The sequence below is a fragment of the Roseovarius halotolerans genome (assembly GCF_900172255.1).
GTDB lineage: Bacteria > Pseudomonadota > Alphaproteobacteria > Rhodobacterales > Rhodobacteraceae > Roseovarius > Roseovarius halotolerans.
The window spans coordinates 89,250-102,817 of sequence record NZ_FWFU01000004.1; the positions used below are offsets into that span (position 1 = coordinate 89,250).

A 13,568-nucleotide genomic window follows, 5' to 3' on the forward strand; every position below is an offset into this window, starting at 1 on the left:
CGCGGTCGCGTGCAGGGCTCTTGATTTCTGTGTCATCGCTCGCGCGCCCTTCAGGGCGCACGGCCCCGCACCGCACGCGCAACCAGCGCGACGACGAACAGGACCAGGAAGATCACGAACAGGATTTGTGCGATCCCGGCCGAAGCCGAAGCGATCCCGCCAAATCCGAAAACGCCCGCGACCAGCGCGACGATGAAAAACAGCAGTGCCCAGTAAAGCATCGGTATTCTCCTTTTCAGGCAATCATGTTGCTCTGGACCTGAAACGACCGACACTGCCGCATGGTTCCGAAAAATCCGTTCTTTCCTCCGCTTCCGGCATTTGCGCAACGCCGCATGGAACACAATGGCCCGACGCGCGTTAAACCCCGAACGCAAATCAAGAAAGGATATCGCAATGGCACAAGCGAAGAACACCTCATCGGACGCGGATATCGAGCAACTCTCCGAGCAGATCGCAACGCTGCGCTCTGACATCTCGACCATTTCGCAAACCCTCTATGACCTTGGCCGCCAGTCCGGGGATTCGGCTGTGAACGGCGCACGCCGCAAAGCCGCCGACCTGCGCGATGCGGGCCAGCAGCATCTGCACTCCGCCCAGCACCAGGCCGAGGAAATGGGCCATCAGGCAGCCGACGCCGTGCGCGCGCAACCCGCCGCCGCGATGGGCCTTGCTGTGGGCATGGGCTTTCTTCTGGGTTTCATCACCGGACGGAAGTAACCCATGACGGGTCTTTTGAACGGTATCGAAGCACGGGCGCGCCAGGCGGCGCGCTCGGCTGCGTTTGCGACGATCGGCGTGATCTTCGCGATGATCGGGCTCGGTTTCCTGACGGCCGGGCTGTGGATTCTGATCGCCGCCTATGAGGGCGCGCTCATCGCTTTCGTGGCGATCGGGGCGCTCTACCTGATCCTCGGCCTCTGCTTTCTGGCGCTGGGGCGCCAGCCCGGCGGAACGCCCCCCGCTGCGGATCGTCCGGCTGCCGCGGAACCGCCTGCGCAAAAAGATATTTTCGTGCAGATCGCCGAAGGTTTCGCCACCGGCATGCAGGCCGGCCGCGCCGCGCGCGATCCGCGCACATGAAAAAGCGGGCGCGGCGGCCAGCCCCGCCCGCCGCCGCGCTCAATGCGAATCGGCATCCCGCCGCGGGGTCAGCGCCTCGCGGATCATCTGTTCGGTGAAGGGACGCACCAGCATCCCCCAACCTTGCTGGAGCACGACGCTCTCGTCATCCTCGCCGATCGTCAGGATGATCCGGGCACCGCTATCGGCAAGACTCTGATGCAGATCGGACTGCACCAGCTCGCGATAGGGCATTTCAAGGAACGCCGCCGTCACCGCCGGTTCCGTGTGCAGGCTCGGGACAAGCATCTCCGGACGTTCGACACGGATTACCCGGCACGGGCCGGTCGCCCTGAGCGATCCGATGATGTCCTCGGCGATCAGGGCGTTGCTTTCCAGAACGATATAAACCGGCAGCGCCGGCTGAAGTGTATCACTATAAGGCATGTATGGATTCGGTCTTTTGGTCAACAAGTCCCGGCCAACATGGAACCTGTGGCACGAACACGCATTAAGATATGACATAGCAGAGGGAAATTTTCATGACCACCGATTGCCTGAATTGCCCGCTGCGCCAACGCCCGGTCTTTGAACCCATGAAGGGCAACGAACTTGATTTCATGCGGAAATTCAAGACGGGCGAGCTGGAGATCAACGCCGGAACCACCCTCATGCTGGAAGGCACCAACAGCCCCCAGCTCTACACCGCGCTCAAGGGCATGGGGCTGCGCTACAAGACGCTCAAATCGGGCGAGCGGCAGGTGATCAACTTCGTCCTGCCCGGCGATTTCATCGGCCTTCAGGCCGGGGTGATGCAGGAAATGCAGCATTCCGTCGAAGCAACCACCGACATGAAACTCTGCGTGTTCGACCGCAAGAACCTCTGGCGGCTGTTTCGCGACTGCCCCGAACGCGCCTATGACCTCACCTGGCTCGCAGCCGTCGAAGAGCACCTACTGGGCGAGAACCTCGCCATCCTCGGTCATATGAACGGGCTCCGCCGGATCGCCTCGGCATTCGTTCGCCTGCATGACAGGGGCGCGGCGCTGGGGCTGGCGCATAATGGGCGCATGCCCCTGCCCTACAAGCAACAGGATCTGGCCGATGCGCTCGGCCTGTCGCTGGTGCATACCAACAAGACCCTGCGCCACCTGCGCAAGGGCGGCGCAGTGCGCTGGATGAACGGACAGCTCGAAGTGCTGGATTACGACCTGCTCTGCGGGATTGCCGGGCTCGATCCCGGGCGTCGTGCGATACTCAGACCCCTGATCTGACCGTTGGCGTGAACCGGTGCACATAAGACGCGCACGGGCGGGAACCTTGTGCGCCCGCCACGCGTTGGTGATCCATGTATAACCCTGCTTCGCCCCGCGACCCGGTCCTTCGCGCCGCGGCCTTTTTCGTGATCGTCACTCTCGGCTTCGCCATTCTCAGGACCGGCGGCGACATTCTTGCGCCGATGGTGCTGGGGTTGGTGACCGGCGTGATCCTCGCGCCCGTGACCGATTTCCTTGAACGCATCGGCCTGCCGCGCGGGCTTTCGGCGGCGGCGGTTTTGGTGCTGGGGGTGATGGCGATCGCATCGCTGGTCTTTCTGGCCGAACCGCTGATCTGGCGCATCGCCGAGGAACTCCCGCGCATCAAGTTTGAGCTTCGCTCGCTGGTCAACGAATTCCGCGGCCTGGTCCAGGGCCTCGCCGAAATGAACCGCGAAGTCGAAGAGGCGCTCGGCGCAAGCTCGCAGGATGGAGAGGCGGACGATGCCCCGGCCATGCCCGGCTTTACGCAGGCGCTGTTCCTCGCCCCCCTGATTCTCACCCAGATCCTGATCTTCGGCGGCGTGCTGTTCTTCTTCCTGCTGACGCGCAAGGGGATCTACAGCTGGCTCGCGCGCTTCATCGGCGACCGGGCGGATACCGAAATCCTCCTGCAACGCTTCACCCAGGCCGAACGGCTGGTGTCGCGCTATTTCCTCACCATCACGGTGATCAACGCAGCGCTCGGCACCGCGCTCGCCGGGGCTCTGGCGCTGATCGGGCTGCCGGGGCCGTTCATCTGGGGCCTGACGGCGGCGCTCGCGAATTTCATCCTCTACATGGGGCCGATGATGGTGACGGGCGGCCTCCTGATCGCGGGACTGGTGGCCTTCGACGGGCTCATGACATTCCTGCCGGCCGTGATCTTCCTCAGCCTCAACATGATCGAGGCACAATTCGCGACGCCCGCCTTTCTGGGCCGGCATATCTCGGTCAATCCCTTGCTCATCTTCGTGTCACTGGTGGTCTGGCTCTGGTTGTGGGGGCCGATCGGCGGGATCATCGCCATCCCGGTATTGGTGATCGCGCTGGTGATGCTCAACATCTTCGAACCGGCCTCGGACGACGACCAGGACAGCGACCGCACCGCGCGTTAAACCATCTCCTCTGGAATGCCCGGCACCGGGGCGGCGATCTCTCGCGCCGCACCGGATTCGTAGCTCACGAGGAAGCCGCGCCTGACATGCGGCGGCGAGGCACTGTTGAACTCGACCAGTTGCCGCCAGTTGTCAAAGGCTGTCTCGGGGTCAAGATACTCCGCCCCGGCATCCTCTGGCAGCCAATGGCCCATCACCCTGCGGCGCAGCTCGCCGATCTGCTCGGGTCGCGTCAGGTGCAGCCCCGCCTCGCTGTCCCAGCGCAGGCTGCGCCCGTTGAGATTGGCCGAGGACACGATCGCCTCGCTGTCATCGAAGATCGACACTTTTGAATGCACATAGATCAGCGGCGCGTGCTTGAGCGTATCGCGCTCCTCGCTCTCGCGGCTGCGGCTCTGCACCGGCGAGGCGATCAACAGGCGATCCGGCCCGAACGCCGCCTTCAGGCGGTCGATACAGCGCAATTGCAGGTGCTCCCCGAACCGCGCATCCAGCCCTCGGCTGCTCGCAAAGGCCACGTCATCGGGCGCGGCGGGCAGCACCACGATCAGCCGCAGATCCGGACAGCGGCGCGCCCGCCGCGCCAGCGCGCGGGCCAGCGGCAGATGCCTCAGGAACTGGGTTTCAAGGTAGATCAACCGACTGGCCCCGCGCACGCCCGTCATGTGCTGGTCCTCGATCTCGCGCAGGATCGTGCGCGGCGCGACCCGCATCACCGTCCCCGGACAGACCCGCGAGAGAGTGCGCAGGAAACCGTTGGCGGCGGGCTTCGGCGGAGACGCCACATCGGCGACATTTTCGAGAAACCCGTCCAGATGCGCCTGCGCCGCCGCGGCCACCGGCCCGGTCGCCATGAGCTGGATATCATGCCACGTATGGCGCGCCGCGCGGTCATGGCTCTTGGTGTCGAACCGCCGCTCATTCAGGTCGAGCCCGCCGATATAGACCTTGCTGCGATCGAACACCGCCAGCTTCTGATGATGCGTCGCCGGGGTCAAATCGACCAGCCGCGTGCGAAACGTCAGCTCGCCGTTCTCGTCCACCTCGCAGATACCGCGCAGGCGCGGCGTTTCTTGCCGGAACCGCTCGCGCTGCGCCAGGGTCATGTCGCGCCATGACTGCGCCAGCGCATTGAGCTTGCGCCGGACCAGCGGATAGAACAGCAGCCTCGGCACCATTCCGGTGCGCCCGCTATGCAACGCCACCACGAATGACAGCCGCACATCGGCGCGGCACAACTCGCGCACCGTCGCGATCTGGCGCTGCGTGCGCCACGCCTTCTGGTGGAGGTCGGGCGCCGCCACCGGATCGAAATCCGACACCACCAGCCGGATCGCCACACCGCGCTCAAGCGTGTGGATGAACAGATCGAACCAGGTCTCGCCCAGCGCCCGCGCCTCCTTCGAGCGCAGCCGCGTCGACAGGTCGAAAATACGGAAGCTGGCCGAAATCTCCTCGCGCGCCGCCAGAAAGGCCCGCTCCAGCGCCGGATAGGCCTCTTGCGCGGTCACCAGCACGTCAAGCCCGGCAATCGCCTCGCCGCCGTCCGTTCCGTCGGCTGCATCATCTGGATCGAGGCCTGCTGTCATGGCTTCGCTGGTCTCCCTGCTGGGGCGTGGCGATCCACCCGCTCTGCAATCGAAATCCGCCGACGCCCCTTAAAAAAGCCCCCGCCATGTTTCAGACGGGGGCAGGCACCCGAGGGACAGTTGGGGTGCGATTGGGCCCGCCTGCACTTGGGATGTGGCAGGGCCCGGAAGAGGCAGCGAAAGCATCGAACGCTGGCTTCATCCTCTCAACGCCCGGGCGGGCGACCGGTTCCCTTGCCGCGCGATTTTTTTCTCGCCGCGCCTCAGGCCGCTGCCGAGCGCGGCCCGGCGATCAGCCAGATCAGGAAGCCAAGCAATGGCAGGAGCAGGATCAACAGGACCCAAAGCACCTTCTTTCCTGTCGACGCCGCCGAACCGACCACCGACACGATGGCCCAGATATCCAGGATCAGAATGATGATCCCGCCGATTCCACTGATCTCAAGCATGGTGCTACTCCTTCTTGTTTCCGACCATCCGCATCGCTCGTTCTTGTTTCCGACCATCCGCATCGCTCGGCGCGACTGCGGACATGGCCCGCGCCGCCGCACCACAATGCTCGGGCCCGCGCATGAAGAACGCTTCCCGCCTCTCAGAGTTCCGCAGTAAATTTCACGGTTTTTTCGTGAACCGAAGAAACCTTTCGCCGCTCGCAATGTTGATAGGTCACGACGCCGCGAACCGCGGTGCCGACAAGACACTTGCACAGGAGACTGAACATGAAACGCATTCTCGCAACGACGGCAATCGTCGCACTGGCCGCGTCTCCGGTTCTTGCTCAATCGGAGAGCACCGACAAAGAGACCACCGACCAGACCCAGATCGAGGGCACGGCCGACAGCAACGCAACCGCGACCGAAGAGTCCGCGACCGGCACAGCCGATACCGGCTCCACCGACATGGACGCAGCCGACAGCGGTACTGCCGATAGCGGCTCCGCCGACATGGGCACGGCCGATACCGGCGCGGCTGACGCGGACACCTCCGACAGCGCGATGGACACCACCGAGACCGACATGACAGAAGGCTCGATGGATGCCAGCGAACTGACAGCCGATGACCGTGCCGCCCTTACCGCCGAGGATCTGGAAGGCCTTGCCGTTCACGGTCCCACGGGCGAAAGCCTGGGCGAAATCGCGGATCTCGTGGTCAGCGACGACGGTGAAATCACCAAGGTCGTGATCGACGTCGGCGGCTTCCTCGGCATCGGTGAAAAACCCGTCGCCGTGGAGTTCAGCGAGGTCACCTTCAGCCGTGGAGAGACCGAGGATGCGCTGCATGCCTCGACCTCCCTCAGCGAGGAAGAGCTCGAGAACATGGAAGCTTGGGAAGCAAGCTAACGCCCCGGCGACCCCTCGACAAATCTACGCCCCCGCATTCACCTGCGGGGGCGTTTTTCGTTTTGCCGCTTGATCTGGCCGGAAATACCTCGGGGGGTCCGGGGGCTGGCCCCCCGGCCCTCGCCCGCGAAACTCCAGGCCGCTCATTTCCCGAACAGACTGGTCTGCCCCTGCGCATTGGGCGCGGCCATGCCCAGGTGGTGCCACCCCCCCTGCGCCAGCATCCGCCCGCGCGGCGTGCGCTGGATCAGCCCCTGTTGCAGCAGGAACGGCTCGATCACCTCTTCCAGCGCATCGCGGCTCTCGCTCAGCGCCGCGCTCAGCGTCTCGATGCCCACCGGCCCGCCCTGGTAGGCTTCGGCGATCAGGCGCAGGTAACGCCGGTCCGCGCCGTCCAACCCCAGATGATCCACCCCCAGCCGGGTCAGCGCATTGTCGGCCAGGGCGCGGGTGATGCGCCCGTCGCCCTCGACCACGGCGAAGTCCACCACCCGGCGCAGCAAGCGCCCGGCGATACGCGGCGTGCCGCGCGCCCGGCGCGCGATCTCGCGCGCGCCCTCGTCCTCGGCGGGGGCCTTCATCAGCGTGGCGTTGCGGGTGACGATCTCGTGCAGCTCGTCCTCGGTATAGAATTGCAGCCGCGTCGGGATGCCGAACCGGTCGCGCAGGGGCGTGGTCAGCAGGCCCAGCCGCGTCGTCGCCCCGACCAGCGTGAAGGGCTGCAACTCGATGCGCACCGTGCGCGCCGCCGGCCCCTCGCCGATCACGAGGTCCAGCTCGAAATCCTCCATCGCCGGATACAGCACCTCTTCCACCGCCGGATTCAGCCGGTGAATCTCGTCGATGAACAGCACGTCGTTTCGTTCGAGATTGGTCAGGATCGCGGCCAGGTCGCCCGCCTTCGCAAGGACCGGCCCCGATGTCATCCGGAACCCCACCCCCAATTCGCGCGACATGATCTGAGCCAGCGTCGTCTTGCCCAGACCGGGCGGCCCGTGAAACAGCGTGTGATCCATCGCCTCGCCGCGCTGGCGCGCCGACTGGATGAAGACGCGCAGATTGGCGCGCGCTTCGGCCTGGCCGATGAACTCGCTCAACGCCTGCGGGCGCAGGCTGCGATCGCCATCCTCGGGCAGCGGGTCGGGGCGCAGCGTGGGATCCGGGCTTTCCATGATCTACCCTTTCGGCGCCAGCAGCTTGAGCGCAGCGCGGATCATCGCGGCGGTTTCGGCCTGCGGATCGTCGCCCGCCGCCTGCGCCACGGCACCCGCCGCCTCGCCCGGCGCATAGCCCAGATTGGTCAGCGCCGACAGCGCCTCGGCCTGCGCGTCCGAACGCGGGCGCGCCGCTTTGGGCGCGGGTGCACTGGCCGCCTCGATCACCTCGCCGTCGTCATCCGGCGCGGCGGCGGACGGCGCAGGAGATGCCTGCGGCGCGGCGGCCATACCCATCGCCATCACCTCGGGCACCTTGTCCTTCAATTCGTTGACCACGCGCTGCGCGGTCTTGGGGCCGATCCCCTTCGCGGCCTTCACCGCATTCCAGTCGCCCAGCGCAATCGCGCGCCCCACGCCATCCGGGCCAAGCGCGCCCAGAATGGCCAGCGACGCCTTGGCGCCCACGCCCTGCACGCTCATCAGCAGGCGATGCCATTCCTTTTCCAGAAGCGTCGGAAAGCCGTAAAGCTGCATCAGGTCATCGCGCACCAGCAGATCGGTATAAAGCGCCACATGCTCGCCCGCCCCCGGCAGCGCGCGCAGCGTGCGCTCAGAACAATAGACAAGGTAGCCCACGCCGCGCACATCGATCAGAACGTGATCGCCCGCGGCATAATCGATCCGCCCCGCAACGCGCCCGATCATGCGCCCACCCTCCGGGCCATCGCGGCGGGGATGCGGGCGTGATGGGCGTGACAGATGGCGATCGCCAGCGCATCGGCGGCATCCGGCCCCGCCAGTTCGACTCCGGGCAGTTGCACGCGCACCATATGCGCGACCTGATCCTTGGCGGCATGGCCGACACCGACCACGGTCTTCTTGACGGTATTGGGCGCATATTCCCCCACCGTCAGCCCGAACTGCGCGGGGACCAGCATCGCGATCCCCCGCGCCTGGCCCAGTTTCAGCGTGCCCGCCCCGTCCTTGTTGACAAAGGTCTGCTCCACCGCCGCCGCCTGCGGCGCATGGCGCGCCACGATCTCGGTCAGCTGGCGGTGCAGCGACAACAGCCGCCCGGCCAGATCTGCGCCCTCCGAATGGCAGATACCGTTCGCGACATGGGCAAGGCGGCTGCCCTCCACATCGATCACGCCCCATCCAAGGTTGCGCAAGCCGGGATCGATTCCCAAAACCCGCATCAGACTGCCCCGTCCTTATTGCTTTGTGCCAGCACTAGCACGAAACGAGAACAAAGACCAAGCGGAATGCGCCGAACCCGCATGCGCCCCCGGCTTGCCCCCGCACCGTTTCGCGGTCAGATTGGCCGCGCCGCCTGCCCGCCACAGCCCGGAGACAGCCATGATCCCGATCGACCGCATCGACCACCTCGTGCTGACCGTCGCCGATATCGACGCGACCTGCGCCTTTTACAGCCGCCTCCTCGGCTTCGAGGTCGTCACATTCGCGCAGGGCCGCAAGGCGCTTCGCTTCGGCCGCCAGAAGATCAACCTCCACGCAGCGGGCCATGAGTTCGAACCGAAGGCCGCAGCGCCCACACCCGGCTCGGCCGATCTCTGCCTCATCACCGAACTGCCCATCGAGGACGTGGCCGCGCGGCTCTCTGCCGCCGCAGTGCTGATCGAACAAGGCCCCGTCGCACGCACTGGCGCGCTCGGCCCGATCACGTCGCTCTATATCCGTGACCCGGACGGGAACCTGATCGAAATCGCGCGCTGTAACGACTGACAACACCGGCTTGCGCGCGCCTGCCGGAACGGCCCGCGAACCGACCCATGCAAAAGACGCATAAGGATTATGCAGAAATGGTCGCTTGTCAGCGCCATATGCCTGCCATACGTGCAGTTTCAGAAAACAGACACACGCATATACGCCGTATTGAGGATCAAGATCATGGCCGTCATCACATCCAACCGCTCGCATGTTTCGGGTTTCCGGGGCTTTTTCGCACCCTTCGTCGCAGCCGTCATCGCCTGGAACGACCAGCGCGCAACCCGTGCCGCACTGTCGCAACTCAGCGACCGCGAACTTGACGATATCGGGCTGAGCCGCGGCGAAATCGACCATGTGTCGCGCAGCCTCTGAAACGAAAGACCACCACTCAAGAGAAAGCCCCGCGTCAGGTCACCTGCGCGGGGCTTTTTCGTTCTGGTTGATCCGTTGGGAATTCAGCGGAAGTAGGGGCGCATCTTGGCGGCGGCCCATTGCGTCGCCGGGTCCGGCTGCATGATGAAGGCGCCGGCCTGTTCGACCATCGTGCCATCCTGCAGCGCCGCGATGCGCTCGCTATAGGTTTCAAGACCCAGATGCGCCACGATCACCGACTTGAAGAAGACGAAGCCGATCGCCACCAGCGCCAGACCGCGTGGAGAGAGGCTCAGCCTGCGCCGCTTGGGGCGGAACACGATCAACCCGTCGCGTGTGATCTGACCGACATAGCCGCGTTGCAGCTTTTCATGCTTGGCCGAAAGGCGGCTTATGCGCTCATCAAAATCTCTGAAGACATCCGACATGGCAATTTCCCACCGGGGGTGGGCCTCGAATATAATGATCGGTTAACGTAGATGCGAATTACAGCCATACTATGGCAGATGCCACAATTCGGCCAAATTCATTCAACGATTTCAGCTGTTTCGCTGCAGCGTTGTCGTCGTCCAGTCGCCAATCTCTTCGCGATATTCAAGACTGTTTCCCGCCCGGCGATAAACCTCGATCAGCTCATCCGCCTGCTCATTCAGAATCCCCGAGAGAATCAGTCGCCCCCCCGGCGCCAATAGCCCCGTCAGGTCGCCCGCCATGTCGATTAGCGGCCCCTTCAGGATATTGGCGAAGATCAGGTCAAAGGGCGCAGCGGCTGCGATTTCGGGATGATCCACGCCAGTGGCCTCGATGCAGCGCACGCGCCCGTCCAGCCCATTGGCGGTCACATTCGCCTTCGCGACCTCGACCGCAACCTCGTCGATATCGCTGGCCAGCACGCTGTGCAGGGTCTCACGCGGCCAGACCCTTGCCGCGCCCATCGCCAGAACCGCGGTGCCGCAACCCACATCGATCACCGAACGCGCGCCCAAACCCTGCTCCGCCAGCCGGTCCAGCGCCCGCAGACACCCCTGCGTCGTGCCGTGATGCCCGGTGCCAAAGGCCATCGCCGCCTCGATCAGCAACGGCTCTGCGCCAGCGGGCAGCTTGTCGGCGTCATGACTGCCATAGACGAAAAACCGCCCCGCCTCGACCGGCACCAGTTCGCGCCGCACCTTGGCGACCCAATCCATCTCGGGCAGTTCCGACACCGCAAAGGGGCGCGCCCCGTGCATCGCCGCCAACAGCTCGAGCCCCGCACGGTCGGGCGCCTCATCGAAATAGCCGCCCACCTCCCAGCGCCCCGCGCCGTCCTCGATCTCGAAGATGCCAACACCCGTGGGCGCGGGCTCCAGCGTCTCGAGATCGGCGGCAAGCGCCTCGGCGGCGTCCTGGCCTGCAAGGGTGGTGAGCGCGGTAAAGGTGGTCATGGACGTATCCGTTCAGCTTTGGGTTATTCGGCAGGTGCCGGCGCGGCCGGGCTCAGGATGGTCTCATGTCCCGGCACCGGGTGGCGCGGGATCAGCAGCGCCAGCATGAACGACAATGTCGCCATCCCCGCCGCCAGCACGAAAACCGACGCCGGCGAGACCAGCCAAAGATAACCCAGCAGCGCCGGCAGGAACACCGCCGCGATGTGGTTGATGGTAAAGGCCACCGCCGCCGTCGGCGCGATGTCGCCCGGATCGGCGATCTTCTGGAAATAGGTCTTCAGCGCCAGCGCAAGCGAGAACAGCAGATGGTCGACCACGTAAAGCGTCGCCGCCAGCGCCACACCCCAGCCGAACATGTAGATGCCGCCATAGGCCAGGAACACCACGACCAGCCCGGCATACTCGAACAGCAATGTGCGCCGCTCGCCATAAGCATGGACCGCCCGCCCGAACAGCGGTGCGCAGATCATGTTGGCCACCAGATTGATCAGGAACAGCGCCGTCACCTCATGCACCTCGAAGCCGAAGCGCTCGACCATCATGAACCCGGCAAAGACGACAAAGATCTGCCGCCGCGCCCCGGCCATGAACTGCAACGCGTAATACAGCCAGTAGCGCCGCCGCAGCACCATCCGCTTGATCTGCGGATTGGGCGCCTCGAATTGCGGATATGCGAAAAGGCAGAACAACGCGACCGCCGCCGTGAACCCGCCCGAGGCCAGGTAAACGGCGTTGTAATTCAGCCCGAAGGATTCCCAGGTCATCACGATCAGCACATAGGCGATCAGTGTCGCCCCCGACCCGGCGGCGATCAGCCAGCCCAGCACCTGCGGCGCACGCAGCTTGTCGATCCATTGCAGCTGCAGCGACTGGTTCACTGTCTCGTAATAGTGAAACCCGATCGAACTCAGCATGGTGATGGTCAGGATTCCGCCAAGGCTCGGGAACCACGCCGTGACCGCCGTCGCCACGCCCAACAGTGTCAGCGACACCAGCCCCAGAACCTGTTCGCGCATGAAGATGATGATCGCGATCACCCCGACCGCCAGAAAGCCCGGAATCTCGCGCACCGTATGCAGCCAGCCGATATCCGACCCGTCGAACCCTGCCGCCTCGATCACGAAGTTGTTGAGCAGCGCAGACCACGTGGCAAAGGCCACCGGCATCGCGGCCGCCATCAGGAAAAGAAGCGTCACCGGACGCCGCCACAGCGGCAAATCGCGCGCATCGGCCAGGGGAAATGTCTTCGTCATGCGAATCCTTTACGCCCAACGACTCGCCTTGGCGAGAGGATGGGCGGGATTTTTCCTGTTGTCCGGCGCGATGATCTGGATCAAAGACATTCGCATCCCTGCATGCGATGCCCCCTGCCCAGATACGAAAGGCGCGCGAAATGGATATTCTTGCATTGGTCGAACGCATCGGCGAGGCCCCGGCTGCCGCTCTTCTGGGCCTGCTGACCGGCGTGATCTTCGGCGTAGCCGCTCAGCGGTCACGGTTCTGCCTGCGGGCGGCAACCGTGGAATTCGCCCGTGGCCGCATGGGCGACAAGGTGGCGGTGTGGCTGCTGACCTTCTCGACCGCCGTGGTCTGGGTGCAGGGCGCGCAGTATCTGGGCCTGTTCCGCGCCCAGGATGCGCGCATCATGGCCATTCCCGGCAGCTGGTCCGGTGCGGTGATCGGCGGGCTGATCTTCGGCGTCGGCATGGTGCTGGCGCGTGGCTGTTCGGGTCGGCTTCTGGTGCTGGCGGCCACCGGCAACCTGCGCTCGGTGGTCTCCGGGCTGGTCTTCGCCGTGGTCGCACAGATGAGCCTCTCGGGCTGGCTTGCCTCGACACGGGATTCGCTGGCCGCGCTCTGGGTCACCTCGGGCGGACAGAACATGGACCTTCTGGCCTTCCTCGGCCTGCCCAACATGGCCGGGCTCGTTTTCGGGATCATCGTTGCGGGCATCGCACTGGCGGTCTCGGCCCATAACCGCATCGGCATCTGGCGCATGATCTTCGCCTCCGGCGTCGGTTTCGCCGTGGCCGTCGGCTGGGTGTCGACCTACGCGCTCTCGCAGGTCGCCTTCGACCCGCTGCCGGTCGAAAGCGCAACCTTCACCGGCCCTTCGGCCAGCACGCTGATGTTCTTCCTCGACCACACCGCGATCCTCGAATTCGATGTCGGCCTGGTGCCGGGCGTGTTCCTCGGATCGTTCCTGGCCGCATGGCTCGCGGGCGAGTTCCGCTTCCAGGGGTTCGAGGACGAGGCCAACATGCGCCGCTCGCTCACTGGCGCGGCGCTGATGGGCTTTGGCGGGATGCTGGCGGGCGGCTGCGCCATCGGCAACGGCGTCACCGGCGGCTCGGTCTTCGCGGGCACCGCATGGCTTGCGCTCCTGTGTATGTGGATCGGCGCCATGATGACCGACCTCACCGTCGATCAACGCGGCGTGCGCCAACCGGCCTGAACCAGGCCACCCCGCGCACCCC

Annotated in this window: 18 protein-coding genes; 8 read left to right on the forward strand and 10 right to left on the reverse strand. The window is 65.0% G+C overall.

Translation table 11 applies throughout. The features are described from left to right. Positions 1-50: 50 nt before the first annotated feature. Positions 51-221, reverse strand: coding sequence for a DUF1328 domain-containing protein (locus ROH8110_RS15185; RefSeq protein ID WP_085818613.1), 171 nt, complete (start codon positions 219-221; stop codon positions 51-53). 175 nt (positions 222-396) lie between these two features. On the opposite strand from ROH8110_RS15185, the gene ROH8110_RS15190 reads away from it, so the two are divergent. Both ROH8110_RS15190 and ROH8110_RS15195 read left to right on the forward strand, forming a co-directional pair. Next, positions 397-720: an ElaB/YgaM/YqjD family protein gene (locus ROH8110_RS15190; protein WP_085818614.1), complete on the forward strand. Its 324-nt coding sequence runs from the start codon at positions 397-399 to the stop codon at positions 718-720. Between the two features lie 3 nt (positions 721-723). After that, complete coding sequence (locus tag ROH8110_RS15195; protein WP_085818615.1) at positions 724-1,083, forward strand: phage holin family protein; 360 nt, start codon at positions 724-726, stop codon at positions 1,081-1,083. A gap of 39 nt (positions 1,084-1,122) precedes the next feature. Here ROH8110_RS15195 and ROH8110_RS15200 read toward each other — a convergent pair whose 3' ends face one another. Beyond that, positions 1,123-1,509: a hypothetical protein gene (locus tag ROH8110_RS15200; RefSeq protein ID WP_085818616.1), complete on the reverse strand. Its 387-nt coding sequence runs from the start codon at positions 1,507-1,509 to the stop codon at positions 1,123-1,125. Between the two features lie 95 nt (positions 1,510-1,604). Between ROH8110_RS15200 and ROH8110_RS15205 the strand changes: the two genes are divergently transcribed. Further along, complete coding sequence (locus ROH8110_RS15205; RefSeq protein ID WP_085818617.1) at positions 1,605-2,336, forward strand: Crp/Fnr family transcriptional regulator; 732 nt, start codon at positions 1,605-1,607, stop codon at positions 2,334-2,336. Between the two features lie 74 nt (positions 2,337-2,410). Then, positions 2,411-3,475 carry an AI-2E family transporter gene (locus ROH8110_RS15210; protein ID WP_085818618.1) on the forward strand — a complete coding sequence of 355 codons (1,065 nt, stop codon included), beginning with the start codon at positions 2,411-2,413 and terminating at the stop codon, positions 3,473-3,475. Here ROH8110_RS15210 and ROH8110_RS15215 read toward each other — a convergent pair. Both ROH8110_RS15215 and ROH8110_RS15220 read right to left on the reverse strand, forming a co-directional pair. Next, positions 3,472-5,064 (reverse strand): phospholipase D family protein, encoded by a 1,593-nt coding sequence (locus ROH8110_RS15215; RefSeq protein WP_085818619.1) that lies wholly within the window; start codon positions 5,062-5,064, stop codon positions 3,472-3,474. The genes ROH8110_RS15210 and ROH8110_RS15215 overlap by 4 nt on opposite strands. A gap of 263 nt (positions 5,065-5,327) precedes the next feature. Continuing rightward, positions 5,328-5,513 carry a PLDc N-terminal domain-containing protein gene (locus ROH8110_RS15220; protein WP_085818620.1) on the reverse strand — a complete coding sequence of 62 codons (186 nt, stop codon included), beginning with the start codon at positions 5,511-5,513 and terminating at the stop codon, positions 5,328-5,330. Positions 5,514-5,783: 270 nt separating this feature from the next. On the opposite strand from ROH8110_RS15220, the gene ROH8110_RS15225 reads away from it, so the two are divergent. After that, entirely contained in the window at positions 5,784-6,404 is a 621-nt protein-coding gene (locus ROH8110_RS15225) for a PRC-barrel domain-containing protein (RefSeq protein ID WP_085818621.1), read from the forward strand. A 143-nt stretch (positions 6,405-6,547) separates the two neighbouring features. Here the strand turns inward: ROH8110_RS15225 and ruvB are convergent, their stop codons facing one another. Genes ruvB through ruvC form a run of 3 tightly spaced genes read right to left on the reverse strand, consistent with a single transcriptional unit; the run spans position 6,548 to position 8,760 of the window. Beyond that, positions 6,548-7,576 (reverse strand): Holliday junction branch migration DNA helicase RuvB, encoded by a 1,029-nt coding sequence (gene ruvB, locus ROH8110_RS15230; RefSeq protein ID WP_085818622.1) that lies wholly within the window; start codon positions 7,574-7,576, stop codon positions 6,548-6,550. A 3-nt stretch (positions 7,577-7,579) separates the two neighbouring features. Further along, positions 7,580-8,266 carry a Holliday junction branch migration protein RuvA gene (ruvA, locus tag ROH8110_RS15235; protein WP_085818623.1) on the reverse strand — a complete coding sequence of 229 codons (687 nt, stop codon included), beginning with the start codon at positions 8,264-8,266 and terminating at the stop codon, positions 7,580-7,582. Beyond that, positions 8,263-8,760, reverse strand: a complete 498-nt coding sequence (gene ruvC, locus ROH8110_RS15240; protein WP_121143722.1) for a crossover junction endodeoxyribonuclease RuvC — start codon at positions 8,758-8,760, stop codon at positions 8,263-8,265. The genes ruvA and ruvC overlap by 4 nt, the downstream gene beginning before the upstream one ends. A 160-nt stretch (positions 8,761-8,920) precedes the next feature. Between ruvC and ROH8110_RS15245 the strand changes: the two genes are divergently transcribed. After that, positions 8,921-9,307, forward strand: coding sequence for a VOC family protein (locus ROH8110_RS15245; RefSeq protein WP_085819038.1), 387 nt, complete (start codon positions 8,921-8,923; stop codon positions 9,305-9,307). 165 nt (positions 9,308-9,472) lie between these two features. After that, positions 9,473-9,664: a DUF1127 domain-containing protein gene (locus ROH8110_RS15250; RefSeq protein ID WP_085819039.1), complete on the forward strand. Its 192-nt coding sequence runs from the start codon at positions 9,473-9,475 to the stop codon at positions 9,662-9,664. Between the two features lie 83 nt (positions 9,665-9,747). Here the strand turns inward: ROH8110_RS15250 and ROH8110_RS15255 are convergent, their stop codons facing one another. The 3 genes from ROH8110_RS15255 to ROH8110_RS15265 form a co-directional block, all read right to left on the reverse strand. Next, positions 9,748-10,092, reverse strand: coding sequence for a hypothetical protein (locus ROH8110_RS15255; protein WP_085818625.1), 345 nt, complete (start codon positions 10,090-10,092; stop codon positions 9,748-9,750). A gap of 111 nt (positions 10,093-10,203) precedes the next feature. Further along, the gene (locus ROH8110_RS15260; protein WP_085818626.1) at positions 10,204-11,088 is read right to left on the reverse strand and encodes a 50S ribosomal protein L11 methyltransferase; all 885 of its coding nucleotides are present in this window, start codon (positions 11,086-11,088) and stop codon (positions 10,204-10,206) included. A gap of 23 nt (positions 11,089-11,111) precedes the next feature. Next, entirely contained in the window at positions 11,112-12,344 is a 1,233-nt protein-coding gene (locus ROH8110_RS15265; RefSeq protein WP_085818627.1) for an MFS transporter, read from the reverse strand. Between the two features lie 140 nt (positions 12,345-12,484). Here ROH8110_RS15265 and ROH8110_RS15270 point away from each other — a divergent pair, with 140 nt between their 5' ends. Further along, positions 12,485-13,546 carry a YeeE/YedE family protein gene (locus ROH8110_RS15270; RefSeq protein ID WP_085819040.1) on the forward strand — a complete coding sequence of 354 codons (1,062 nt, stop codon included), beginning with the start codon at positions 12,485-12,487 and terminating at the stop codon, positions 13,544-13,546. Positions 13,547-13,568 lie beyond the last annotated feature (22 nt).

What these genes read in the sequence shown, in the direction of transcription:
- ROH8110_RS15185 (WP_085818613.1), bottom strand. Translation starts at nt 221, where the DNA reads ATGCTTTACTGGGCACTGCTGTTTTTCATCGTCGCGCTGGTCGCGGGC.
- ROH8110_RS15190 (WP_085818614.1), top strand. Translation starts at nt 397, where the DNA reads ATGGCACAAGCGAAGAACACCTCATCGGACGCGGATATCGAGCAACTC.
- ROH8110_RS15195 (WP_085818615.1), top strand. Translation starts at nt 724, where the DNA reads ATGACGGGTCTTTTGAACGGTATCGAAGCACGGGCGCGCCAGGCGGCG.
- ROH8110_RS15200 (WP_085818616.1), bottom strand. Translation starts at nt 1,509, where the DNA reads ATGCCTTATAGTGATACACTTCAGCCGGCGCTGCCGGTTTATATCGTT.
- ROH8110_RS15205 (WP_085818617.1), top strand. Translation starts at nt 1,605, where the DNA reads ATGACCACCGATTGCCTGAATTGCCCGCTGCGCCAACGCCCGGTCTTT.
- ROH8110_RS15210 (WP_085818618.1), top strand. Translation starts at nt 2,411, where the DNA reads ATGTATAACCCTGCTTCGCCCCGCGACCCGGTCCTTCGCGCCGCGGCC.
- ROH8110_RS15215 (WP_085818619.1), bottom strand. Translation starts at nt 5,064, where the DNA reads ATGACAGCAGGCCTCGATCCAGATGATGCAGCCGACGGAACGGACGGC.
- ROH8110_RS15220 (WP_085818620.1), bottom strand. Translation starts at nt 5,513, where the DNA reads ATGCTTGAGATCAGTGGAATCGGCGGGATCATCATTCTGATCCTGGAT.
- ROH8110_RS15225 (WP_085818621.1), top strand. Translation starts at nt 5,784, where the DNA reads ATGAAACGCATTCTCGCAACGACGGCAATCGTCGCACTGGCCGCGTCT.
- ruvB (WP_085818622.1), bottom strand. Translation starts at nt 7,576, where the DNA reads ATGGAAAGCCCGGATCCCACGCTGCGCCCCGACCCGCTGCCCGAGGAT.
- ruvA (WP_085818623.1), bottom strand. Translation starts at nt 8,266, where the DNA reads ATGATCGGGCGCGTTGCGGGGCGGATCGATTATGCCGCGGGCGATCAC.
- ruvC (WP_121143722.1), bottom strand. Translation starts at nt 8,760, where the DNA reads ATGCGGGTTTTGGGAATCGATCCCGGCTTGCGCAACCTTGGATGGGGC.
- ROH8110_RS15245 (WP_085819038.1), top strand. Translation starts at nt 8,921, where the DNA reads ATGATCCCGATCGACCGCATCGACCACCTCGTGCTGACCGTCGCCGAT.
- ROH8110_RS15250 (WP_085819039.1), top strand. Translation starts at nt 9,473, where the DNA reads ATGGCCGTCATCACATCCAACCGCTCGCATGTTTCGGGTTTCCGGGGC.
- ROH8110_RS15255 (WP_085818625.1), bottom strand. Translation starts at nt 10,092, where the DNA reads ATGTCGGATGTCTTCAGAGATTTTGATGAGCGCATAAGCCGCCTTTCG.
- ROH8110_RS15260 (WP_085818626.1), bottom strand. Translation starts at nt 11,088, where the DNA reads ATGACCACCTTTACCGCGCTCACCACCCTTGCAGGCCAGGACGCCGCC.
- ROH8110_RS15265 (WP_085818627.1), bottom strand. Translation starts at nt 12,344, where the DNA reads ATGACGAAGACATTTCCCCTGGCCGATGCGCGCGATTTGCCGCTGTGG.
- ROH8110_RS15270 (WP_085819040.1), top strand. Translation starts at nt 12,485, where the DNA reads ATGGATATTCTTGCATTGGTCGAACGCATCGGCGAGGCCCCGGCTGCC.